General features: G+C 44.8%; 20 protein-coding genes. 5 read left to right on the top strand and 15 right to left on the bottom strand.

Annotated features, from left to right (window positions below):
• The first annotated feature begins 15 nt into the window (after window positions 1-15).
• Both rpsD and NSQ55_RS12075 read left to right on the top strand, forming a co-directional pair.
• Window positions 16-615 (top strand): 30S ribosomal protein S4, encoded by a 600-nt coding sequence (gene rpsD, locus NSQ55_RS12080; protein ID WP_036686147.1) that lies wholly within the window; start codon window positions 16-18, stop codon window positions 613-615.
• A gap of 244 nt (window positions 616-859) precedes the next feature.
• Window positions 860-3,775 (top strand): transglycosylase domain-containing protein, encoded by a 2,916-nt coding sequence (locus NSQ55_RS12075; RefSeq protein WP_339173536.1) that lies wholly within the window; start codon window positions 860-862, stop codon window positions 3,773-3,775.
• Between the two features lie 83 nt (window positions 3,776-3,858).
• Here the strand turns inward: NSQ55_RS12075 and acsA are convergent, their stop codons facing one another.
• Window positions 3,859-5,583 carry an acetate--CoA ligase gene (gene acsA / locus NSQ55_RS12070; RefSeq protein ID WP_076129125.1) on the bottom strand — a complete coding sequence of 575 codons (1,725 nt, stop codon included), beginning with the start codon at window positions 5,581-5,583 and terminating at the stop codon, window positions 3,859-3,861.
• A 159-nt stretch (window positions 5,584-5,742) separates the two neighbouring features.
• Between acsA and NSQ55_RS12065 the strand changes: the two genes are divergently transcribed.
• Window positions 5,743-6,375, top strand: a complete 633-nt coding sequence (locus NSQ55_RS12065; protein ID WP_248548071.1) for a GNAT family N-acetyltransferase — start codon at window positions 5,743-5,745, stop codon at window positions 6,373-6,375.
• A gap of 3 nt (window positions 6,376-6,378) precedes the next feature.
• Here NSQ55_RS12065 and NSQ55_RS12060 read toward each other — a convergent pair whose 3' ends face one another.
• The 3 genes from NSQ55_RS12060 to NSQ55_RS12050 form a co-directional block, all read right to left on the bottom strand.
• Complete coding sequence (locus NSQ55_RS12060) at window positions 6,379-7,074, bottom strand: 5'-methylthioadenosine/adenosylhomocysteine nucleosidase (protein WP_339173528.1); 696 nt, start codon at window positions 7,072-7,074, stop codon at window positions 6,379-6,381.
• Between the two features lie 92 nt (window positions 7,075-7,166).
• The gene (gene ccpA, locus NSQ55_RS12055; protein ID WP_036686140.1) at window positions 7,167-8,177 is read right to left on the bottom strand and encodes a catabolite control protein A; all 1,011 of its coding nucleotides are present in this window, start codon (window positions 8,175-8,177) and stop codon (window positions 7,167-7,169) included.
• Between the two features lie 252 nt (window positions 8,178-8,429).
• Window positions 8,430-8,894, bottom strand: a complete 465-nt coding sequence (locus NSQ55_RS12050) for a hypothetical protein (RefSeq protein ID WP_076129122.1) — start codon at window positions 8,892-8,894, stop codon at window positions 8,430-8,432.
• A 209-nt stretch (window positions 8,895-9,103) separates the two neighbouring features.
• On the opposite strand from NSQ55_RS12050, the gene NSQ55_RS12045 reads away from it, so the two are divergent.
• Window positions 9,104-9,628, top strand: a complete 525-nt coding sequence (locus NSQ55_RS12045; protein ID WP_076189861.1) for a type 1 glutamine amidotransferase domain-containing protein — start codon at window positions 9,104-9,106, stop codon at window positions 9,626-9,628.
• Window positions 9,629-9,721: 93 nt separating this feature from the next.
• Here the strand turns inward: NSQ55_RS12045 and NSQ55_RS12040 are convergent, their stop codons facing one another.
• The 7 genes from NSQ55_RS12040 to aroA form a co-directional block, all read right to left on the bottom strand.
• Window positions 9,722-11,122, bottom strand: a complete 1,401-nt coding sequence (locus NSQ55_RS12040) for a DUF4179 domain-containing protein (protein WP_339173524.1) — start codon at window positions 11,120-11,122, stop codon at window positions 9,722-9,724.
• Window positions 11,115-11,645: a sigma-70 family RNA polymerase sigma factor gene (locus tag NSQ55_RS12035; RefSeq protein WP_339173521.1), complete on the bottom strand. Its 531-nt coding sequence runs from the start codon at window positions 11,643-11,645 to the stop codon at window positions 11,115-11,117. The genes NSQ55_RS12040 and NSQ55_RS12035 overlap by 8 nt, the downstream gene beginning before the upstream one ends.
• A 177-nt stretch (window positions 11,646-11,822) precedes the next feature.
• A complete protein-coding gene (ptsP, locus tag NSQ55_RS12030) occupies window positions 11,823-13,592 on the bottom strand; it encodes a phosphoenolpyruvate--protein phosphotransferase (RefSeq protein ID WP_076183352.1) in 1,770 nt (589 codons plus the stop codon).
• Entirely contained in the window at window positions 13,589-15,475 is a 1,887-nt protein-coding gene (locus NSQ55_RS12025) for a glucose PTS transporter subunit IIA (RefSeq protein WP_036686132.1), read from the bottom strand. The genes ptsP and NSQ55_RS12025 overlap by 4 nt, the downstream gene beginning before the upstream one ends.
• A gap of 807 nt (window positions 15,476-16,282) precedes the next feature.
• Window positions 16,283-16,951 carry a hypothetical protein gene (locus NSQ55_RS12020; RefSeq protein WP_076183350.1) on the bottom strand — a complete coding sequence of 223 codons (669 nt, stop codon included), beginning with the start codon at window positions 16,949-16,951 and terminating at the stop codon, window positions 16,283-16,285.
• A 381-nt stretch (window positions 16,952-17,332) separates the two neighbouring features.
• Window positions 17,333-17,767 (bottom strand): CoA-binding protein, encoded by a 435-nt coding sequence (locus NSQ55_RS12015; RefSeq protein WP_076104783.1) that lies wholly within the window; start codon window positions 17,765-17,767, stop codon window positions 17,333-17,335.
• A 75-nt stretch (window positions 17,768-17,842) separates the two neighbouring features.
• Entirely contained in the window at window positions 17,843-19,135 is a 1,293-nt protein-coding gene (gene aroA, locus NSQ55_RS12010) for a 3-phosphoshikimate 1-carboxyvinyltransferase (protein WP_076279824.1), read from the bottom strand.
• 110 nt (window positions 19,136-19,245) lie between these two features.
• On the opposite strand from aroA, the gene NSQ55_RS12005 reads away from it, so the two are divergent.
• Window positions 19,246-19,551 (top strand): rhodanese-like domain-containing protein, encoded by a 306-nt coding sequence (locus tag NSQ55_RS12005; protein ID WP_076183347.1) that lies wholly within the window; start codon window positions 19,246-19,248, stop codon window positions 19,549-19,551.
• Window positions 19,552-19,555: 4 nt separating this feature from the next.
• On the opposite strand, the gene NSQ55_RS12000 is transcribed toward NSQ55_RS12005, so the two are convergent.
• From NSQ55_RS12000 to NSQ55_RS11985, 4 genes are all read right to left on the bottom strand, one after another.
• A complete protein-coding gene (locus NSQ55_RS12000; protein ID WP_254847616.1) occupies window positions 19,556-20,104 on the bottom strand; it encodes a shikimate kinase in 549 nt (182 codons plus the stop codon).
• 144 nt (window positions 20,105-20,248) lie between these two features.
• Window positions 20,249-21,664, bottom strand: a complete 1,416-nt coding sequence (gndA, locus tag NSQ55_RS11995; RefSeq protein ID WP_038570246.1) for an NADP-dependent phosphogluconate dehydrogenase — start codon at window positions 21,662-21,664, stop codon at window positions 20,249-20,251.
• A gap of 259 nt (window positions 21,665-21,923) precedes the next feature.
• A complete protein-coding gene (locus NSQ55_RS11990) occupies window positions 21,924-22,520 on the bottom strand; it encodes a hypothetical protein (RefSeq protein WP_036686566.1) in 597 nt (198 codons plus the stop codon).
• Window positions 22,521-22,897: 377 nt separating this feature from the next.
• Window positions 22,898-24,187: an MFS transporter gene (locus NSQ55_RS11985; protein WP_076183344.1), complete on the bottom strand. Its 1,290-nt coding sequence runs from the start codon at window positions 24,185-24,187 to the stop codon at window positions 22,898-22,900.
• Window positions 24,188-24,207 lie beyond the last annotated feature (20 nt).

The following is a 24,207-nucleotide window of genomic DNA, read 5'->3' as shown; positions in this document are numbered from 1 at the left end:
GGAGTCTACTATAACATGGCACGTTACACCGGACCTAAATTCAAACTCAGCCGCCGTCTGGGCATTTCCCTTAGCGGTACAGGCAAAGACCTGAAACGCCCTTTCCCACCAGGACAACACGGCGCTAACCAACGCAGAAAAGTAAGTAACTACGGAATGCAGCTTTTGGAAAAACAAAAACTGCGTCACATGTACGGCTTGGGAGAGAAACAATTCCGTACTCTCTTCGCTAAAGCACAAAAACTTCCAGGTCTTGCGGGCGAAAACTTCATGTTCTTGCTTGAAAGCCGCTTGGACAACCTAGTTTACCGTCTTGGATTTGCTAACTCCCGTGCTGGAGCACGTCAGTTGGTATCCCACGGACACGTAACTGTAAACGGCAAAAAAGTCGACATCGCTTCTTACCGTGTAAGCTTGGGCGACGTTATCGGTCTTCGCGAGAAGAGCCAAGGCATGGCTTCCATTAAAGAAGCTCTTGCTAACCGTAACCACCTTCCAGCTTACCTGGAATATGCTGAAGGATCTTTCGAAGGTAAATATATTCGTTTGCCAGAACGTTCCGAGCTTTCCCAGGATATCGATGAGAAACAAATCGTCGAGTTCTACAACCGTTAATATCTCGCTTTTAGCGGGTATGACCGAAGCCTCCGGATTAATCCGGGGGCTTTTTGTTATGTCAATATCCTAAATTCCATGCCGTTGGTAAAAGGTTTCGCTTCCGCAAATCATACCCTAAATTACTTTATTTATAATTTTTGCACAAAAGTCGAATCTTAAGACCATGAGAATCAGGTAGAAGCGCATTCAAAAACGCCAATTTATGCTATAATAATTCCGTTAAAAGGAGGAATTATCGTCGATGGCTCAAGAGAACAAGAAAAAAAACGCTAAGAAGCCTTCACCCCGCAGATCCGCCCTAAGCAGGTTCGGTTCTGTAGTTAAGTGGATGTTTATTCTTGGAATAATAGGCGTTCTATTTGCCGGTGGTGCTGTAGCAGGCTATGTCGCTTCCATTGTGAAGGATGAACCTGTTCGCTCCGAAGAAATGATTCAGCAGCAGGTCAGTCAAAATGCGATCACCGGATTCGCTTATTTCCGAGACGGCGCACCGATCGGCCAGCTTCGGACAGAAGAAGACCGAAGGCTCATTGAATTCAACGATATCCCCCAGCTTATTATCGATGCAGTTCTCGCTATAGAGGACAATAATTTTAATGAGCATAATGGCGTGGATTTCAAAGGCACCTTGCGTGCCGTCAAACAAAAGCTTCTCAATGAATCCGTTCAGACCGGAGGCAGTACACTCACCCAGCAGCTCGCAAGACGTGTATTCCTGAATCTGGATCGGACAGAAGATCGCAAAGTAAAAGAAATTCTACTTTCTCTTAGATTGGAACGCTTCTTGACCAAACAAGAAATATTAACGGCTTATCTGAATAAGGTTCCTTTCGGCAATGGTTCGAATGGCTACAATGTATTCGGAATTAAAGCAGCAGCCAAAGGGATATTCGGTCTAGACGATCTGGACAAATTGAACGTGGCTCAAGCAGCTTATTTGGCTGGTCTTCCGCAGCTCCCTTCCACTTATTCTGCATTTAATGGCATAGGTGAATTCAACGAAAAAGCTTTCAACAGAGCTATGGACCGTCAACATCTTGTACTTCGTCGTATGCTTGAGGAGAATAAGATCACTACCTCTCAATATGATGAAGCCCTTCAATTTGATATCAAGAGTTCTCTGGCGCCGCACACCAAAAAAGCCTATGCTACCTATCCATATCTGATGATGGAGACTGAGCGTAAAGCATCCGAGATCCTTCTATCATTGAATGAAGAGAAAAATGGCACAACGGATGCCAATAGCACTACTGACAATGCCGTGTTACTTGAGGAAGCAAGACAGCAGCTCATGACCGGCGGTTATCGAGTCTACACAACCATTGATAAAAAAGTTTACAATGCAATGCATAGTGTCTCAGAAGACAGCAATAATTTTACTAAAGACAGCAAAACCAAAGGTATGGAACAAACGGCTGGCATGTTAATCGACAACAAAAGCGGAGCCATTCTCGGCATGATTGAGGGTCGCGACTTCAATATTGAGCAGATGAATTATGCTACCCAAATGATCCGTCAGCCCGGATCGACTATGAAGCCAATTTCAGCTTATTTACCAGCCTTAGATGCAGGGCTGATTCAGCCTGCCGGGATTGTGGATGACGCGCCAATTATTCTAAAAGACGGCGGAAAAGGATTCCACATTCCTAAGAATGCCAACAATCGCTATCAAGGTCTGGTCACTGCCCGTTACGCACTTAACAAATCGCTCAACTTGCCTGCGCTTAAGCTGTTTAATGAAAAGGTCGGAATAGAGAAATCTTGGGCCTTTACTAAAAAGCTGGGGATCACCACCCTCACAGATGATGATTACAGCGCGCAGACTGGGGTTATAGGCGGTCTGAAATACGGAGTATCCGTAGAAGAGTTAACCAATGCCTATTCCGCTATCGGTAACCAAGGAGCTTTTAATGATGCCTACATGATTGAGAAAATCGTCAATTCAGAGGGCAAAATTATCTATCAGCACAAGGTTAATCCTGAGCAAGTATTCTCTAAGCAAACAGCTTACCTAATGACAGATATGCTGCGAACTGTAATTACAGAGGGTACAGCCAGCACAGTAAAAAGAGAATATAAACACTCTAAAGAAATTCCGATTGTCGGTAAGACTGGATCTACCCAGAATTATGGAGACGTATGGTTTATGGGCTACACTCCTGATGTCACACTGGGAATGTGGGTCGGCTATAAAGAGCAAATCAACACTCTTACGGGAGATACACAAAAACGTCAAGCCCAAACATTATGGGCAAAAGTGTTGAATGCTGTCATTGATAAGCAGCCGGAACTATTCGTCACAGACAAATTTGCACAACCTGAGGGAATTATCAAAAAGACAGTTTCCGCATATAGCGGCAAATTGCCAACATCCCTGACTGATAAATTCACAACGGATATATTTAATACAAAATATGTGCCAAAAGAGAGCGACGACGGGATTTCCAAAGCCAAGTATATTACTTACAAAGGCGTCAATTATATCCCGTTGGAAGGCACTCCAGAGGAGTTCCTAAAGGAAAAAATCGTCGTTAAACGTGAGAAGCCGATACAGGAATTAGTCAAAGAACTCCTGGCTGCCTTCCCTAAGATGAAGGATCATAAATCACTGGAGTATTATATGCCAGCCGATGCCAAGACGGATTTCCCAACAGAAGTTGATCCACGTGTGGACGATGGGGCTTCCCCTGCTGCTCCCGGAAATGTTAACGTCTCTTATAGCACTGGTAAAGCGGTCATCAGCTTCTCCGCTAGCAGCTCGGCAGATGTTGTGGGATACCGCTTATATCGTTCATTAAACGGAGGTTCTTTCCAGAAGCAATCTATACTCATGGCAGATGAGAACAAGGTATTCACACCGGGTACACCTGCAAGTGCTAATGCAACCTTTTATGTAACCGCCGTGGATGTTGCAGGTAATGAGACGGCTTCTGGCAGCGTTGCTGGAGGGATTACACCAACACCAGAAGCAACTCCTACACCTGATCAACAACCTGGTACAGAGGCGCCTACAGAGCCTGAGACGACACCAGGAGACATTATTGAGGATCCAGGTAACATTCTCCCGCTACTACCGACGGAAACACCAGTCGGCGGAGGTAACAGTACTGGAGGCAGTAATAATACCACAGCAGGTAATAATGCAGGGACACGTTAACCCAAAGATCATTAAATAAATTTACACAGCAAAACACCGTTCCCATGAATTCATCCGGGAACGGTGTTTTTTTACAATTCATTCTAATCCTCAATCGTGGATAGATCTCCTGTCGGTAGATGCAGCTCCCATGCCTTCAGTACACGCCGCATAATTTTACCTGATCGTGTCTTCGGAAGTTTATCCTTAAACTCGATTTCTCGCGGGGCAGCATGTGCAGACAGACCCGCTTTGACAAAAGCGGCGATCTCCTCTTTCAAGGCAGCAGTTGGAGTATAACCTTCTCTAAGCGAGATAAAAGCCTTAATAATCTCCCCCCGCACAAGATCCGGTTTGCCGATTACACCCGCTTCTGCCACTGCCGGATGCTCCACTAATTTGCTTTCCACTTCAAATGGACCAATACGCTCACCAGAAGAGTTGATGACATCATCAATTCGTCCCTGAAACCAGAAGTATCCTTCGTCATCCATATAAGCTGAATCGCCAGAAATGTACCAGCCAGGAATCCGGAAATATTCCTCATACTTCGTCTGATTGTTCCAGATCGTTTTCATCATGGATGGCCACGGAGTTTTTATCGCAAGATTCCCCATAGAAAAAGGCGGGAGAACATTTCCCCGGTCATCCAGAATCGCTGCTTCAATCCCCGGTAACGGACGGCCCATCGAGCCTGGTTTGATATCCATTGACGGATAATTACAAATCAATTGTGCCCCTGTTTCAGTCATCCACCAAGTATCATGAATACGCTGATTGTAAAATTTATCTCCCCAACGTACCACTTCCGGATTTAACGGTTCACCAACCGATAGAACATGGCGCAAACTGCTTAAATCAATCCCCTGTAAAGAGTGCTCCCCTGCACCCATCAACATACGAAAAGCTGTAGGTGCGCTGTACCATACAGATACCTTATTCCGTTCGATTGTCTTATACCAATCCTGAGGACTAAAGCGGCCGCCTCTGACTACATTGGTCACCCCGTTTAACCAAGGGGCAAATATGCCGTATGAAGTTCCGGTCACCCAGCCAGGATCTGCCGTACACCAGTATATATCGTCTTGACGTAGATCTAGCACTACTCTACCTGTATAATAATGTTGAATCATTGCTCTATGCACATGATAAACGCCTTTGGGCTTACCTGTAGAACCAGAAGTATAATGCATAATAAGGCCATCGTCCAAATCAAGCCATTCTAAATTAAGATCAGCAGAAACGTTAGCCATCTCTTCTGCGAATCCTAAGTTTCCTTGCTCAATATCAGTTGCTCCACCTACTAGAAAAATATGACGCAGCTCAGGAAGCTCTTCTCGCTTGACCCGATGCAGCAATTCTGGCGTAGTTACCAGCGCAACAGCCCCACTATCCTCCAAACGATCCTTAACTGCTGTTTCCATAAAGGCTTCAAATAAGGGTCCTGCTATGGCTCCGATTTTGAGAATACCTAGCAGACTGAAATACAGTTCCGGTTGGCGAGGCATAAAAATAAATACCCTATCTCCTTTACCGATGCCATATTTACGCAATACATTTCCGAACCGGTTCGACCGCTCCTGCAGATCGGCAAATGTATAGGATTCTTCCCGTACAGTGTCACTGTAGAGTAGGGCCGTTGCCGCTCCCCGCCCTTCATCCACATGGCGATCAACGGCTTCATAGGCCATATTAACCTTGCCGGTTTCATACCATGAGAAATTACGTTCAACATCCTCCCACTCAAAATTGGCTACTGCCTCCGCATAATCAGACATATTGGAGCTCTGCACACGACCCGGCAAAATTTCGCTATGGACTTGACCCATCACTCTTGCCTCCCTCACTCGTTTGATTTAAGCTTTAAGGGTAAGACTCATGTTTTAAATAATGATGTCAATGCAATGAATGTGAATTTTTTATGTCTGAATTAGTATACCATAGCAAGCGTTTACATACCATTTTTTTGATCTGAAAGGAGCACTGTCATGGAGCATCGCAAAATCCCTATTTCCCATACTCTCTCCTATATGGGTAGAACGATAACTGTGAGCGGACCCCGATCTCCCGAGGACCTTGAAGTCCTGCATATGCATCAGGACCTTGATGCTTTCCGCAGGCCATTAGAGCAGCAAGAGGCGCTCGTAGAGATCGCCAGCTTGCCAGAGGGCCGTGTAATTACCGCAGTAGAGAATGACGTTATAGTAGGCTATGTGACCTTCCATTATCCAGATGAAATGGAGTTATGGTCACAGGGTGGGATGGAGGATCTTATTGAGCTTGGAGCGATAGAGGTGAGTAATGATTATAGAGGGGCCGGACTAGGCCGGCTGCTGATTTCTACTGCTTTTGAGCGGGAGCAATTGGAGAATTGTATTGTTTTTACAACAGAGTATTACTGGCACTGGGATTTAAAAGGCAGTGGGCTGGACGTATGGGCCTATCGCCAAATGATGGAACGGCTGATGAAGACGGTTAATATGGTTTGGTATGCTACGGATGATCCAGAAATTTGTTCACATCCCGCTAACTGCCTAATGGTTCGCATTGGACAAGAGGTGCCCATGTCCTCTCAGGAGACCTTTGACAGAGTACGTTTTAGACAACGCTTCATGTATTGAGCATTAAATATGCTGCAGCATAAATTCTAATATGGAATGCGAGCGTTGTGAAGATTGTACTGTAAATTCCCTGAAATTCACCTCAGCTGATCCATCAGACTTATCTGACATGGAGCGAATGATGACAAAGGGCGTGGCGTTCATATGACAGACTTGGGCAACCGCCGCCCCTTCCATTTCCACACAAGCCCCCTCCATTTGCTCTCTTAATTCAGCTACAATCTCCGCATTAGAAATGAATTGATCACCAGATAACACCTTGCCTATCAAGTACTTTTGACCTAGCTCATTGCATGCCTTCTCAGCAAGCTGTACTAGCGCAGGGTCTGCCTGGAAGACGGAAGTCTCCTGATAAGGAATTTCGCCTCTTGCGAACCCAAGCCTCGTAGCATCCATGTCATGTTGTATACATGTAGATGATATAACAATATCTCCAATATTCAATTCAGGATGTACTGCTCCAGCAACCCCCGTAAACAGCACACGGGATACGCCAAAATTATCAATTAGAATCTGAGTCGTAACTGCTGCATTTACTTTACCCACGCCAGATTTACAGAGCACTACGGATTTTCCTAATATGTTTCCTATGTAATATTGTATACCTGCTTTAACTTTTGTCCGCTTGTCCTCCATACCCTCTAGAAGCAGCTTGATTTCTTCATCCATCGCTCCGATTAATCCGATGATTTCACTCACAGTAAATACCTCCTTTGATGATTTATTTAGCAAATAAAAACATAAAAAGCTCCATAAGGAGCTTTTTACGGAATAACTGTTCAGTTCTTAAATTACTTATTCAGATGATTAACCGACAAGCGGAGAATCGTTTCATGAGGCAGGATAACCCGCGGATTCTCAACGGTTTCTTTCTTCATAAGCTTGGTCAAAAGTCTCATCGCAACTGCACCCAAATCGTACATAGGCTGAGCTACAGTTGTTAGCAAAGGACGAACCATCGAAGCCATACGAATATTATCCACACTAATGATAGAGAAATCATCCGGTACCTTCAGACCTTCATCTTGAATACTGTGAATGGCACCAATAGCCATTTCATCCGTTGCCGCAAAAATAGCGGTTGGTTTCTTCTTGAGTCCAAGGAAATACTTCATTGCTTCTACACCAGATTCATAGCGGTAGTTACCGATGCGTACCAAATCCTCTTGGTACTCGATTCCTGCCTGTTCCAATGCTTTCTTGTAACCATGGAAACGTGCATATCCATTTGCAGGATCCTGCAGTGTGCCACTGATCATAGCGATCTCACGATGACCGTGACGAATCAATGTGTTCACAGCATCAAAAGCAGCGGTTTCATGATCGATGTCAACGGAAGGATAAGTTCCCTTCTCATCCCGTGTAGCACATAGAACAATCGGAACTGCAGAAGTCTGGAAAGCTTGAATATGTTCGTCAGTTACTGTACCACCCATGAAGAGCAGACCATCGACCTGTTTCTCCAAAAGGGTATTAATGACACGAATTTCTTTCTCTTTACGCTTATCCGCGTTACACAATATGATATTGTAATGATACATGTTCGCGATATCTTCAATCCCGCGTGCAATTTCTGCAAAAATCGAGTTTGAAATATCAGGGATGACAACCCCAACGGTTGTCGTTTTCTTACTGGCAAGACCTCTTGCCACGGCATTGGGACGATATCCCAAACGTTCAATCGCTTCAAAAACTTTCTTCCGGGTCTGCGGTTTCACGTTAGGGTTATTATTCACAACCCGTGATACCGTAGCCATAGATACGCCTGCTTCTCGAGCTACATCGTAAATGGTTACCGTCAAATTACTCTCTCCATTGCGATAAATTTTATCGTTCGACTAATTAAAAATATGATACGACACTTTGTACATTTGTGCAATGATAACGCTTCATTTTCCTTTCAAAATTTCTTTCAAGGCTGAAAACGTCACCCTGGATTAAAATTGTGACCAGTGCTGGTTAACCTGTCCAAGAGCATCAATAATGTAACTTCTATCTATCGTAACAAAAAGTGAGTGAAAAATCCAACATTCCGTGAAAAATTTTCATTATTTTCACACAATTTTTTTATAATCTTCATTTTCAGTCATTTGGAAGGTTAATTGAGACAATCTTCGACTAGTTTCTTCCATCCAATGCTGGTCTGACAGCTTCTCAGCTAAACGATAGATATCGAGAAGCATATCGACTCGGGTCTGAATCCTCTCTCGGATTATCGTCTCTAGTTCTGATATTCCCCCTATTATAGTTTCTGACAAGGATTCTTTTAATACACTGGCCAATTCATTTCTCTCCGTAAACAAAAAATCTTTTCCCGGATCATCTCCACTGAGTTCTTTTACTAATTTGCCTAGATCTGCTTTAATAAACTGCAAAGGTTCATAACTAGCGCATTCTGGGCAGGTATAGACAGGAACATGAGTAATCTTCATCTTCGTATTAAAAATCAAAGAATGCATATGTAAGTTCATGAGGCCACCACAACTGCACAACTTCTCCATCAAATTATCTTTATACATCTTCTACACCTCTTGCACAAAATTAATAACGCACAAAGTTTGACTTTTTCAACTTCTATATTCGACTCCACTCGATTAAAACCCTCCTTTATTGCATATAATGATTAAATTGGCAATTTGTCTATAATTTACATCCCTAAAGATGACTTCTTATTTTAAATTTGATAGAATAATGAAAGAATCATGGGAATCGAAAGGAGCTTAACTAAATGAGACTAGCCGGTAAAAAGGTCATAGCACTCGTAGACGATGAATTTGAAGATTTGGAGCTCTGGTATCCCGTGTATCGGGTGAGAGAAGAAGGTGCCGAGGTTCACTTGGCAGGTCTGGAAAAAGATAAGACGTACATCGGTAAATATGGCGTACCTGCTAAAGCAGAATACTCCTGGGACGAGCTTAATGCCGCAGATTATGATGGGATTTTGGTTCCAGGCGGCTGGGCTCCTGATAAAATCCGTAGATACAGTGCCGTTCTAAAGCTTGTACAGGATTTTAATGCGGCTAAAAAACCGATTGGGCAGATCTGCCATGCAGGCTGGGTATTAATTTCTGCTAAAATTCTGGAAGGTGTAACCGTCACCTCCACGCCAGGCATCCGTGATGACATGGAGAATGCCGGAGCCATCTGGAAGGATGAAGCTGTGGTTACGGATGGACATATCATTTCTGCTCGCCGCCCGCCAGATCTTCCGCCATACGGGAAAGCCTTTTGCGATGCACTCGCTGGGGAATAAAACAGTAGGTATATAGTTTAAAATCAAACAAGCCCTGTTTCTCACAATTTGAGGAACAGGGCTTTTGATTTGAGGTGTTTAAAATCCAGATGGTTATCTAATCCGCATGGAATCCGTCTCCATGATCATATTTGGATAATTTGTAAACCTAAAAGTCAAAGGTTGAGGCAGCTTTTCTTTGCCTACGTTAAGATAATAAGTTATTGTAGTTCCCTTAGCGTCTTCACGGTATTCTCTATATCTAGAATAACCCTCAGAATCATGTACAAGCCAATGTCCGCTTCCAGCACTATCCACAAAATTATCGTCTATCCCAAAACCGGTTGCTTCATGCAACTCCTCAACTTTTTTGGGAATCAATAAATCCAATAATATAATCCCCTTCTCCTCATCCGCGGTCCGTTTAGAAATCGTGAGATAGCTATCAGGTTCCTTCAGAATCTGTTTGGTTTCCGTGTTAATCACTAACTCCACCTTAGATTTATCCAGTGCTGAAATCCCCTCAATTTCAAGCTTGATTGGATCATCGGGTCTCATATTGTCATTGTGGTAAATATTCGAACCACTTGCCCACATAAGTTCCTCTTGATGATCCCCTTTTCCGAGGACAAGCTTAGGTGAAAGCAAACTGAAAATCCTCATTGTATTCTCTCTGCCAAAGGTTTGTCGCATATAAATACCCGTAGGCCCAATATAAACCTGGTCCATTATAATTTTCTGTCCGCCGATAGACAGACTATCCTTCAGATCAACGAGTTCTCCTTCAAAATAATTGTTATCAGCTTCCAGTGGAATTTTGACACCCATTTCTTTTATATCCTTGTTATTAAAAACTTGACCAAGAGCATCTGGAAAAAGCGATAATGTGATATTCAACTCCTCTGGTATCTCATCCTGATATTTATCCCAGACGATTTGCTCATACATACGAGTCGTCCCAGGGGACCCAACCTCTTGTGCATTAGAAGTGCTAAACCCGCTGTATCCACTAAGGTGGTATTTATCCTCTGGAGTCTTTTTCAAAGACAAGCCAAAAAGACGCATCTTCTGATCCGTATTGTTCTGGATTGTATAAAGCACCGCAATGCCTCTTCGGTCTGCAATGATTCCATTAACAGTCCATGTTATCCCGTCCACCTCAGGAGAAGAGATATTTACCTCCTTTATCATCCCCGCATCAAGTGCTGATTTAATCGTCAGATTATTAGCAATAACGGGTCTAAACACTTCAAGCTGACCCCAGCTTTTTGGAGGTAATTGCGCACGTACGGGATTTATCATCTGATTTGCCCAAGGCACAATTATAAGTAAGGCGAATGCCAAGACTACCAATACAACAACAGCGTACTTTTTTCTAAAAGACAAACGTGAACGGTTCCCTTGCTGCATCCCCTTGCGGATCGCAGTGTCCAGTTTTACATCCAGAATTTCTTCTGCCTCCGCATCGATTTTCTGAAAATAATCTTTAAGCAGCTTCTCTTCAGACTCAGCCATAAAATAGCTCCCCCTTCCGCTTCATTTTGTCACGCAGTTGTTTTAATCCTTTATTCAGCCATGTCTTCACTGTGCCCTCGGGTTTATCCAGCACCTCTGCAATCTCGGCAAGGGTCATATCCTTGTAATATTTGAGCACCAGCACTTGGCGATATTTGGGTTTCACTCCATCCAGCGCTTGTTCCATATCCAGTCTGCGGTCACTTTTCATCTCCATGATCCCCTCATCACTTCGAGCAGCTTCTGCGAATGTATTCCTCTTTCGGCGCTTCAGCTCATCATTACAGCAATTAATCAAAATACGTGTTAACCATGGAGCGAAACGCTCCGCATCTTTTAAGCTTTTTCGTTTAATCCATGCACGGCAGGTGGCCTCCTGCAAAACTTCCAGCGAATCCGCTTCATTTCGCAAATAGCTGTAAGCAATGCTATAAAGTTTTCTTTTCTGTCCAGCCACTTGCTCATAAAACAGCTCTTCGTCCGTAGCGGCCATTTCCATTTCGTCATTTATAATGTGATCCATTTTCGGCCTGCCTCCCCCCTTGCCTTTATATCTAAATCGGTTCTGTGTAACTCTCTATGTATTGACTGCGCCGCAGGGCAAACGGTTTTGTTTTTTTTAAAGTATGGCATAAATAAAGAAAAAGGCTCGGCAAAAATGCCGAACCTTGTTATGAATTGAATAAAAGTTACAGTAACTTTAGGATGAGGCTTTCTCCTGTAGTTCCCCGCTTGATCCAAGTGTAAGACCACTTTTTTGTGCAAACGCAGTTAACATTTCTTCCGTCTCTGAGCTTGTACGATGGTGGAAACACGCTTTGGCGATTCTTTTGGCATCCTTGGCCAGTGTGTTCAGTGTGCGGTGTTTAACCTTCAGCAGCGCCTGCGGCGACATGCTGAGATCTCTAATTCCCAGTTCCAGCCAAAGAGGCAAAGAACGCTCATCCGCCGCCATTTCACCACATACACTGATATCAATCTTGGCATTACGTGCCGCTTCTACCGTCATACGGATCATTCGCAGAACCGCTGGATGGTACGGATGATACATATGAGCAATTTGTTCATTCATACGGTCTACCGCTAACACATATTGAACCAAATCATTAGTGCCGATACTGAAAAAGTCAACTTCCTCAGCCAGTAAATCAGCAATCATAACCGCCGCCGGAACTTCAATCATAATACCCACAGGAAGATTCCGGTTAAAAGGGATCTCTCGTTGCTCCAGCTCTGCTTTCACTTCTTCTAAAACAAATTTTGCCGCCTGCACTTCCTCTACGGAAGAAATCATTGGAAACATTAACTTTACATTCCCGTATGCACTTGCCCGCAGAATGGCACTTAGCTGGGTTTTGAACATATCTAATCGGTCCAAGCTGATGCGAATCGCCCGATAACCAAGGAAAGGATTCTGTTCTTCAGGCAGCTGGATATAATCCAACTGCTTGTCCCCGCCAATATCCAGCGTACGAATCACTACAGTGTTATTGCCCACCTTCTCGACAACCTGTTTATACACTTCAAATTGTTCATCCTCAGTTGGAAAAGATCTGCGGTCCATATAAAGAAACTCCGTGCGGAACAGGCCTACACCTTCAGCTCCATACTTAAGTGCTATGTTGAGTTCTTTAACTGAACTGATATTGCCGGCAAGTCGCAGGTTCACACCATCCTTGGTAACAGCCTCCACGGTGGCGAGCAGTTCCAGTTGCTCTTTCTTTTTATGCTGTTTATCCCGAATCGCTACGTATTCATTTATCGTAAGTTCATCTGGATGGATTTGTACAGATCCGGTATCGCCGTCGATCACAAGCATGTCCCCGGTCTGAATAGGATTAGACAGATTATTCTCCAAGCCTGCTACAAGAGGAATGCCTAGCGCACGAGCCATAATGGAGGAATGTGAGGTTTTACCGCCCATCATAGTGACAATACCTAGAACATAAGTTGGATTCAAGTGAGCTAGCTGGGAAGGAGACAACTCCTTCGCAACAAGAATATATGGCTGTGTATCCGATGGTAACGTAACCTCTGGAGCGCCTAAAAGATGTTTTAAAAGACGGTTTCCGACATCCTTGATATCCACCGCCCGCTCCTTCATGTACTCATCGTCTAGCAGATCAAACATCGCTACAAAATGATCAATCGCTTCTTTCACAGCTACTTCTGCCGCCTTGTACTGGCGCTCAATGATCCCGCGGATTTCACTCATGAACACAGGATCATCTAAGATCGCCAGATGAGCATCAAAAATACTCGATTCCTCCGGACCTACCACTTCTCTGAACTCTTTTTTGATGAATTCAATCTCGTCCTTAGAGGTACGGATACCTTCGTATAAACGCTCAAACTCCTTAGCTAGATCCACTGGGTTCACTTGTGTATCCGGTAAGCTCCATTCCCAGTTCGGCAAGACAAAGGCCTTCCCGATAGCTACACCTGCTGCTGCGCCTATGCCTTGTATCATCCTTCAATCCCTCCAACGTTACTTTCGTGTAAGACTACGGACATTACTGATGATTGCCCCTTTTTAACATTTTTAAATGGAGCATAGCTCCATGATTTGACTCGATCAGGATTCGTGATCACCATCGGTGTAGCCAATGAGGCCGCATGTTCACGCAAATAAGCGAGGTCGAATTTAACTAGCAATTGACCTGGCTCCACGCTGTCGCCTTCTTTTACAACCGCCTCAAAGGGTCCCTTGAGCTGTGAAGTGTCGATCCCTATATGCATGAGTACCTCCAACCCTTCCGGCGTCGAAATACCCACGGCATGCATTGTAGGATAGACGTGCATGACTTTCCCGAATACGGGTGAAGTAAGTTCCCCTTTTTCCGGCAAAAATGCAACACCATCGCCCACTAGCTTAGCCGCAAAAATGTGATCAGGCACTTCCTCAATGGGCATCATTCTACCCTGCATTGGCGAACTGAACAGCACCTGCGGTAAATCACGAAGCATAAGCTTATTAATCTCCTCGCGGATCAGTTCTGAATACGTGCCAAATACTACCTGGACATTTCCGCCGCCCAGCTTGATAATCCCAGCAGAACCTAAACCTTTAAGCGCTCCAGTATCTATATATCGGTCATTATGAACGGTAAGCCGCAGACGGGTGATACAGGACTGCACTTGTACAATATTCTCCTTGCCTCCAAGCGCCTCTAAGATCAGCGGTGCCTGATAAGGGATATTGCCGGCCCAATCCCCAAGCTCTGAACCTTCTTCACGCCCCGGTGTCGGGATCTGAAAACGGCGAATCGCCCAGCGAAATAAATTATAGTATACAATCCCGTAGCCGATACCAATCGGAATCAGCAGCCAAGCCCTCTGTGACAAATGCATGTTCAAGAAGAAATCGATGGCTCCAGCCGAATAGGAGAACCCGTGATGGATTCCCAGCATGTAGGTCAGCACCATAGCGAGACCGGACATTACAGTATGTACCGCGAATAAATACGGAGAAGCAAATAAAAATGCAAATTCGATCTGCTCCGAAACCCCGGTCAGAAAACAAACCAACGCCGCCCGCACAAAAGTCTTTTTAATCTTGGGCTTCAAATCCTCGCGCGCTTCCTGAATAATTGCAAAAGCAATGGCAGGCAGCGCAAACATCATAATCGGAAACAACCCCGCCATAAAAATCCCAGCCGTTGGATCGCCTGCAAAAAAACGCGGCAAATCACCCTGAACCACAGCACTGCCATCAGGAGTCGTAAAATTCCCAAATTGAAACCAAAACACATTATTAAGAATATGATGTAGTCCAAAAGCGGTCAGAACCCTATATAGGACCCCATAGATAAAAACGCCAAACCCGCCCGTCTGCAATATTCCCTGAAAAAGATTATCCAGCCCTATCTGCAGCAGCGGAGATATTCCTAACATTACCCATGCGAACCCGGCAGAAAACAAGCCCATGAACAGCAAAACAAAACGCGACCCTCCAAAAAACTGGATCGCCTCTGGAAGCTTAATATTTTTAAACCGGTTTTGCGCGACACCGGCAACGATCCCCAGCAAAATTCCGATTAGTGTTGCAGGTTGTACAAGCCCGTCTCCCATTTGGGTGACAATTCGGTCGTAAGTGAACATCCCAGCCAGCGCTGCAAGCCCCGCTGTTCCGGCTTGATTGGATAACCCCCATGCTACACCTACAGCGAACAAATAAGGCATATAATAAAATATTGCCTGCCCCGCGTAAGTAGCCACTTCAGACACCGAAGAAAGTCCCCATGCAGACCAAGGTAAGCTGCCCAAACTCAGCAAAATGGCTGCCGCCGGCAGTACCATGGTAGGAAGCATTATGGCTCTGCCCAATTGCTGCAATGATCCGAGCCAATTCAAGGCTACCCTCTCCTTTCTTTCTATATTGAATGGTAAGCGCTGCGGGGATTTTTGTCAAAAGAAACTCATGAGATCTTCACGTTACATTTTTAAAACAAATATTCTCACATTCCACTAAACATTTATTCATTAGTATCCATAGAACGGCTGGTATTTACGTGAGGCTATCGATACTACAGAGTTAGAATCGAGTTTAAGTGTACTTTGTGCAACTATTTATATCGGCGTTACTCTGAGCACCTTTTTAACTGCACTTCATACAACTATTTTTAGTGATTTTCCACTTTATCTAATCTTTGAGGCGTTTTAAGTGTACAAAGTGCAACTATTACGCATTTAGGTAGCTATTTCGGCGATTTAGTTGTATAAAGTGCAATTATTCCCTTGCGCAGCTGTCCTATAGATGTCCCTAGCATACCTGGTCCGATCAGATCAGGTATGATTTGGTCTGGTGTGGTCTGGTGTGGTGTGGTCTGGTCTGAACTGATCTGATCTGATCTGATCTCAGAGCATTCGCTTCATAACATCGAACTTTTCTCCCACACTAACTAGCTCCAACACCCTAAACTCACAGTTAGGAATTCCACCTGAGTTTAAGTGTACTTTGTACAACTATTTATATATCGGCGTTACTCTGAGCACCTTTTTAACTGCACTTCATACAACTATTTTTAGAGATTTTCCACTTCATCTAATCTTTGAGGTGTTTTAAGTGTACAAAGTACAACTATTTCGCATTTAGATGGCTATTTTAGCGTTTTAGTTGTATAAAGTGCAATTATTCCCTTGCGCAGCCTCTAAAGATCCTTACCACATTTGATCTGGTCTGAGAGCCTTCACCTCATAATACCGAATTCTTTCTCCCTGATTAACCGGCTTCAGCAACCCCTTCTCACTTAATGATTGCAGCAATCGACGCGCCGTACGGAAATTAATGCAGAAATGCATGGCCACATCCTTTGGACGAACCGGTCTACCGAGACGCCAAGCGAAACGCAGAACCTCTTTTTCCTCAGATAAAATAGCTACGCTAGCAGATTTACGCGCCAAGTAAGGCGCCAGCACCAGTTGTAACAGCATCCGGCAGACCTCGGGACGTTGCTGGATATCATCAAAAGAAAAATGAATCATCCTCCAGCCCATCCCAGTCAAAAAAGTGTCCCGATTTACTGAATAGTTGAATTTCTCGCGGTCCATATCTTTCACATGGCTTTGATATCCATCACACTCGATCCCAAAGCTGCTGCCCGTCTGTGGAAGATAAGCAAAGTCCAGAAATTGTGATTTGCGATTCCAGTCATATACTTCGTATTCTGGATGCAAATCGTCTAGGGACTCAAACATAGGCCACCATACATTCTGCAAAAATAGCTTTTCCGCAAAATTATGTCCTCTAACCAGCCTCCCTCTTCTTTCACCTGTTCTTGATTTCATATGCTGGTCGATAAACAAACCATGCGCTTCTTCAAACTCCATAACCTATAGCCTCCCCTACAAAATAAAAAAACGCCCTTCACCGCAAAAAGCGGTTAAAGGACGTTCTTCGTCTAATCTCATTATAACTAGCTCAACAGGCGATTTGCATTAGAAATCGCACCATGCGTTACACAATACCACTTATTTTGGCTAAACTTAATCATCTAAGTTTGCATTAGCCACAGCATCATAAATTTAAACCTAGTTAGTTTATTTCACCTTTGTTCGTTCTTCACCAGTTAGTTCGTTCTTCACCAGCTAGTTCATTCTTCGCCAGTTTGCTCGTTCTTCGTCAGTTCTTTGTGACGTCCGTTGGTCAACGCTAACTATAATCACTACACATTTAACTCAGTGTTTAGTTTAACAGTTATATAACCGAACCTACTGCCGGCTACGCCCATGCATTGTGATCGCTTCTTCGACCTTGATGCAGCGGTCCATAATGGCGATCATACCGTGCTCAGCGGCGATTTCAGCGGCTTCCGCGCTAACTATACCCTGCTGGAGCCACAGCACACGTGCGCCAATGTCAGCTGCCTCCTGCGCGACCTTTGCGCAGTGTTCGCTTCGACGGAATACATTGACGATGTCCACTGGCTCTGGAATTTCTGCTAAAGTGTGATAACACTTTTCTCCCAGGATTTCTCCGTCCACCGTTGGGTTAACGGGAATGATCCGATATCCCCGGCTTTGCATGGCGCCCGCGACCATATAAGAGGTACGATCTGTTTTGTCTGATAAGCCGACAACAGCAATGTTACCTGCGGAAGCAAGAATATCTCCGATCTGCTCCCGACTTGGATTCTCAAAGCTCATAAGTAGTGCCCCTTTCCATAGTTACACTTAATGATCCTTGTTTAACTGAAGCTAGATACGCTAGCTCCCTTATTCCTATTGTACCCACTCCACATTCGCACCAAGCGCACGCAAGTGATCAAAATATTGCGGATAAGATTTTGCCACATGATGTGCATCCTTAATCAAAAGAGGTTTACGCGCACGCAAGCCTACTACGGATAGTGCCATAATTACGCGGTGATCATAATGCGCATTAATGGTGACTCCGCCTTCGACACCTTCGGGCATGCCGTGAACAATAATCTCATCGCGGCGTTCTTCTACCTTGGCTCCGGCACGGGTTAACTCTGCCAAGTAATCGGTAATGCGATCACATTCCTTATAGCGCAAATTCTCAACATTGTAGAATCGGGAGGTACCTTCTGCAAATACTGCAGCAGCCACCATGGCCAGTACCGCATCTGTTGCAGCATCTCCATCGAATTCAACAGCTTTTAGGATACCGTTCCCTTGGACATGTACTGTACCCTCTTCATGTGTAAGAGGAACTTCCATCATCCGCAGTACATCAACAATGGCTCTTTCACCTTGTTTACTTTGTTCTGCAAGACGGTGAATTTTCACATCCGACTTTGTAACGGCAGCCGCCGCAAGGATTGCCGCAGAGCCTGGGTAGTCACCTTGAACAGTATATGATTTAGCTGCATAAGCTTGACGACCTGGAACTTTAAAGGACATGTAATCATCCGCGGCGTGCACCACAATACCTGCCTGCTCCAACACTTCCAAGGTCTGGCCCACGACAACCTTCGATTTCAAATCATCGAGGACAATAATTTCACTATCTTCTTCAAGCAATGGTGTCAGAAACAGTAGAGCACTTAAGAACTGGGAGCTTACTGCACCAGAGACAGTAATTCTGCCTCCAACCGGTTTACCCCCACGGATCGTGATCGGCAGTTTCCCTTCATTATGCTCAACCTGAACACCTAACTGTTCCAATGACACAATCAAGTCGTCATGCGGACGTTTGCCCAATGAGTCTGGATACGTATTTACAAAAGTAACCTCAGGACTTAACGCGGCCACAGCCATAAGAAAACGCAGTACTGCTCCGGCATTTCCTACATTAAGTTCTTTAACGTCTTTTGGGTGACGTCCGAAGCCTTGAATCACAATCTTTTCCTCATCTTCTGTAAGCACAGCACCCAAATCTGCTATGCAGCGGCGGATCGCGTCGCTATCCTCACTATGTGCAGGATGATAAATCGTACTTACTCCTTCAGACAATGCCGCAACCAGCAGATAACGTGTCGTATAGTTTTTGGAAGAGAGGGCTCCAAATTCTCCTTGCAGAGATGGCGTTGGCCTAACAATAACGTCCATAATATAAACTCTCCTTAGTAGATGTAGTTGGTATGTAATGCTCGTTTGACAGGGTATTCTGTTCTTGTGTTATCATTAAACCATTCTTCTGATGAAAAGAGGTCAAACCCATGCATAATGTACCACAAATCACACCGCAAGAATTACGGCAGTGTATAGAGACAGGTGAAGACCTTGTACTCATCGATGTTCGCGAAGACGAAGAGGTGGCCTTTGGGATGATTCCCGGTGCACAACATATCCCTATGGGAGAAATTCCGCACCGTACTGAGGATATTCCAAGCGATGCCAAAGTGATCTTCATTTGCCGTTCCGGTGCCCGCAGCCAACGTGTCTGCGAATATCTACAGCAATTTGGTTATAACGCTGCGAACCTCAGCGGCGGTATGATTGAATGGAATGAGTCACTCTCTTAAAAGCTCAACCGCGGTAATGCATTAAAATATGTTGCGACACTTCTGCCGCAGTCAGTCCCGTTGTATCGACCGTGTAATGCGCGAATAGGTATGCATCCTGGCGATCTTCCATGATTCGTCTGACCCGTTCTTCTGCATTGCCGGCGAGCAGCGGACGATTCTCATCCCCGCTAACACGTGCAATAATCTCTTCCTCAGTTGCCGTTAGCGCAACTACATGCCCTTTACTCAGCATTAAGGCTGTATTCCCCGGCGCCAATACCGCGCCTCCACCAGTGGATATTAATTTATTCTCAGACTCTAGCATTTGCTTTAGAACCGCAGTTTCTACGCCTCGAAAGTATTCCTCACCATCTTCTGCGAAGATTTCTGCAATGCTTCTGCCTTCAGTCTCAATAATGACATGATCCAAATCAACCAGCTCATAGCCCAGCTCCTCGGCCAAAATAGCACCAACAGTTGACTTACCAGTCGCCATCATCCCTACTAAAATAATGTTTTTGTTCTTATCTTCCTGACTCATCGTTTTTAGTTCTTCTGTATCCCCAGCCATGACTATCCTCCAACCGCGATATTTGTCATATCATAACACAGGGTCAAAACATTAGACAATCCGCTTCTTCCAGTAAAAAAAGACCCGAAAGGCTCCCCATTTCTGGTGAAGCCGTCCGGGCCGCTTGTCATACAGTCAATTAGATTATTCCGCTGCCATCCAGTTGTGGTGGAAGACGCCTTCTTTGTCCACACGTTTGAAGGTGTGAGCGCCAAAGTAATCACGTTGAGCCTGAAGCAAGTTAGCAGGCAAACGTTCTGTACGGTAGCTGTCATAGTAAGCCAATGCGCTGGAGAATCCAGGGACTGGAACACCCAAAGTTACCGCAGAAGCAATGACTTTACGCCATGCAGATTGGTAATTGTCCATAACATTCTTGAAGAAAGGATCAAGAAGCAGATTCTTAAGCTCTGCATTGTTCTCATAAGCATCTGTGATATTTTGTAGGAAACGGGAACGGATAATGCAGCCGCCGCGCCAGATTTTAGCCAGCTCGCCATATTTCAGATCCCAACCATATTCGTCGGAAGCTACGCGAAGTTGAGCGAAACCTTGCGCGTAGGATACGATTTTGCTCGCGAACAATGCTTTACGCACGTTCTCGATGAATTCGGCTTTGTCGCCTTCAAATGTTGTTGCTTCTGGTCCGTTAAGCACTTTGCTTGCTTCTACGCGCTCATCCTTCATAGCAGACAGGAAGCGGGAGAATACGGATTCAGTAATCATGGACAGAGGTACACCAAGATCTAGTGAGCTTTGGCTTGTCCATTTACCAGTACCCTTTTGGCCAGCAGAATCAAGGATAACGTCAACCATAGGTTTGCCGGTTTCTTCGTCATATTGAGCAAAGATATCAGTAGTGATCTCAATCAGGTAGCTGTCGAGCTCGCCGCTGTTCCACTCTTTGAAAATATTGTGAAGTTCTTTTGCATCCAGACCTAGAACATCTTTCAACAACTGATAAGCTTCACAGATCAATTGCATATCACCATATTCGATACCGTTGTGCACCATTTTAACATAGTGTCCTGCACCGTCAGGTCCGATATATGTACAGCAAGGCTCTCCGTCCACTTTGGCTGAGATTGCCGTTAGGATAGGCTCTACAAGTTTATACGCACTTTCTTGACCACCTGGCATAATCGAAGGACCTTTAAGAGCACCTTCTTCACCACCGGAAACTCCAGTACCGATAAAGCGGAAACCTTTTTCTTCCAGTTCTTTACTACGACGAACTGTATCAGGGAAGTAAGCATTCCCTCCATCGATAATGATGTCGCCTTGATCAAGATGCGGCAGCAGTTGCTCGATGGTAGCATCAGTAGCTTTACCAGCTTGAACCATGATCAGAATTTTGCGCGGTGTTTCCAGCGAAGCTACAAATTCCTCAACGGAAAATGTGCCTACGAGGTTTTTACCTTCCGCTTCAGCAAGAAGATCATGTGTCTTCTCCGGGGAGCGGTTGAATACGGATACGGAAAAACCTTTGCTTTCGATATTTAGAGCCAAATTCTTGCCCATTACCGCCAAGCCAATAACGCCGATTTGTTGTTTTGCCATCTGGTCCTCCACCCTTTGCACCCTATATTTTTGTGAAATCCATTTCTCGCAGTATAAGAATACCACCCTTTATCAGAGACAGCAAAGCCTGCCCTGCGAATAGAGATCAATTTCATTGACAAATTCAGTCTAAGAAATGATCACAATGACTATTTTAACGTTTTTAACGTCAGAAGTGAACCCCTGTCTGCAAGTTCCAATACAAATATAAGACACCCCGATGAACGGGGTGCCTTGAAAGAACATTTGCGGCACTTGCTTACCATTCTAACATAAACAATTCCTTGGTCAAAAAGGCAAGCTCAGCTCGACATTTGTCCGCGCGAACCGTATCTCCAGCCTTTAGGGCATCATTTAACCGATCCAACTGTTCATCCACTTCAATTCTCCGCTGGCGAACCCGTTCTTCCCCTTCAATAGAATAAAAGAGTCTTGTCAGCTCCTCATCTGTGAGCATAGGTCCCTTCTGATATAACACGCGCTGCTGATAACCAGAAATTTCAACTAGGCGAATCACTTCGCCAAACAAAATATTTTCAATAATAATCTGCCGATCCCGGAAACGTTTAACGATTGCATGCCCGCGCATATCCCCAATTAATTTCTCCATCCACTCTGACAAGCGAGCATCACGGATCATATAATCACCCACAAGCTTATAGCCGTCTTTAATCCTTTGAAACCGCAATTTCACTAACTTACGACCCGTACGGACCGAAATCACAAAGACCTGTTCATTCTCGCTCCAATATAGGGAATAACCTTCTTGAATCAAATCCTTGATCAGGTCCTGGATATGCTGTCTGTCGAACCGCAGTTCCAGGTTACAATACTCCACCTCGTCGTTTTTGTTCACGGCACTCCCCCCTAACAGCTTCACATCTGTAAAGCCAACCTTCATTAGTTCAATTCCAGAGTAATCATGGCTGCCGGACCTCTTCTTGAGTTAACTTCCTTTTTGCGTTCGTCTTAATCTTATTTTATACTTCAGTTTATGTAGCGGTAACTTGGTTTATTGACTATTTTTACCCGCAACAGCCTTTCTCCAAACGCTGATCGAGAATTTTAATGCCTTTTAGTCCTTTTGGAGCATAAACGTTCTAGTCCTTCAGCTGCACAGTGTCATACAGAAGACCTTCGAAACTTACTTCCGTTATATCGTATATCATTCTAATTTTCTAAAAAGCCGCTGATTTACCGGATCATTCTCCGGTTATCAGCGGCTTTTTTTCCTCAGCTAGTCTTAAATTTCTGTTTCGTTCTATGCACGATAAGCAGATGCAGCCCGAAGAGCAGCAACATTACAATAGCACTTGCCAGGAATGGGACACCATGTCCTACATGATCCCATAATCTACCTGACAATACTGGCCCCGCTACCATTCCTGAGCCTTGGAGTGTCAAGAACAGCCCCCAGACCGTCCCTCGTTCCCCCTTAGGAACTTGCTTAGCCAGAAAGGCATTCCATGCCGGGAGGATAAGCGCGTAGCTTATACCGACCAGCGCAACCGCGATAAAGGCAAGTGGCAGCCAGCGAACCTGAGAGAAAAAGGCCAGCGAAAAGGCAGCTAACAAAAAACCTATATTCAGAAACACCGTTGTCCCTATACGGTCCACCAGCTTACCTGCGGGAATAAGTGCAAGAACTGTAATCCCTCCCCCTGCAATGAGGAGCAAACTGAATTGATTGGGACTAACATGCAGCTCTGTACGTGCAAACAAGGTAACTACAGGTGTCATCAAGCCAATGGCGAAGGCCTGTAGGAACAACGCCGGGTACAGCCATCTGCTGACTTTCAGGGTAGTTCTCACCTGATGCAGCGTTCTTTTTATACTTTCTAACGGACTAAGCTTTTTACGCTCCATTGCTCCGCCAAGTCCATGCATGTCCCTCACGACAGCATGAGACCCGCTAGAAGAGATTCGTTTAGGTAAGAAAAGGGCTACTACAACTACAGCGGCAGCACAACCTAACAAGACTAGAAAAGCTACGTGATAGCTTTGTCCACCCTGATCCATTAAAAAATTCACAACAATTGGACCGATTCCTGTTCCTGCGAGAGAAGCCATCTCAACAGCGCCCATGGCCGCACCACTGCTGCCGCTTTTGGTTGATCCGGCCAGCTCGGTAATCCCGGTCATCACACATGGCCAAAGCGGTGAGGTCCCGATCCCAAGAATGAGACAGGCGATGGATAACGCAACGGCCGTTTTGGCATAGATGATCAAACCAATGGCTACTAGAATCAGCAGCAATGCACTTGTCATCGTCCAGCGGAACCCTATGCGCTCCATAACCCAGCCTGAAGGACTGCGGAAGACGTTGTCCCCCAAATACTGTAGGGCAAAAGCGAATCCCACTACTGTCACCGACAGCCCCAGTATATTCTCCATATACACTGGCAATAAGGCAACAAGCAGCGAACCTTTAACAAATTCAACTAAAAAAATAATTACCCACATCTCAACAATAAATGGTGATGCTAAACTAATATTCATCCGTTGTTCAGCTTTCGTGGACATTCTATCACATCCAAATCCTA

It is taken from the genome of Paenibacillus sp. FSL H7-0943, assembly GCF_037963265.1.
Classification (GTDB): Bacteria; Bacillota; Bacilli; order Paenibacillales; family Paenibacillaceae; genus Paenibacillus_AQ; species Paenibacillus_AQ odorifer.
The sequence above is the reverse complement of the archived record's forward strand: the minus strand, read 5'-3'. Positions and strand labels throughout refer to the sequence as shown.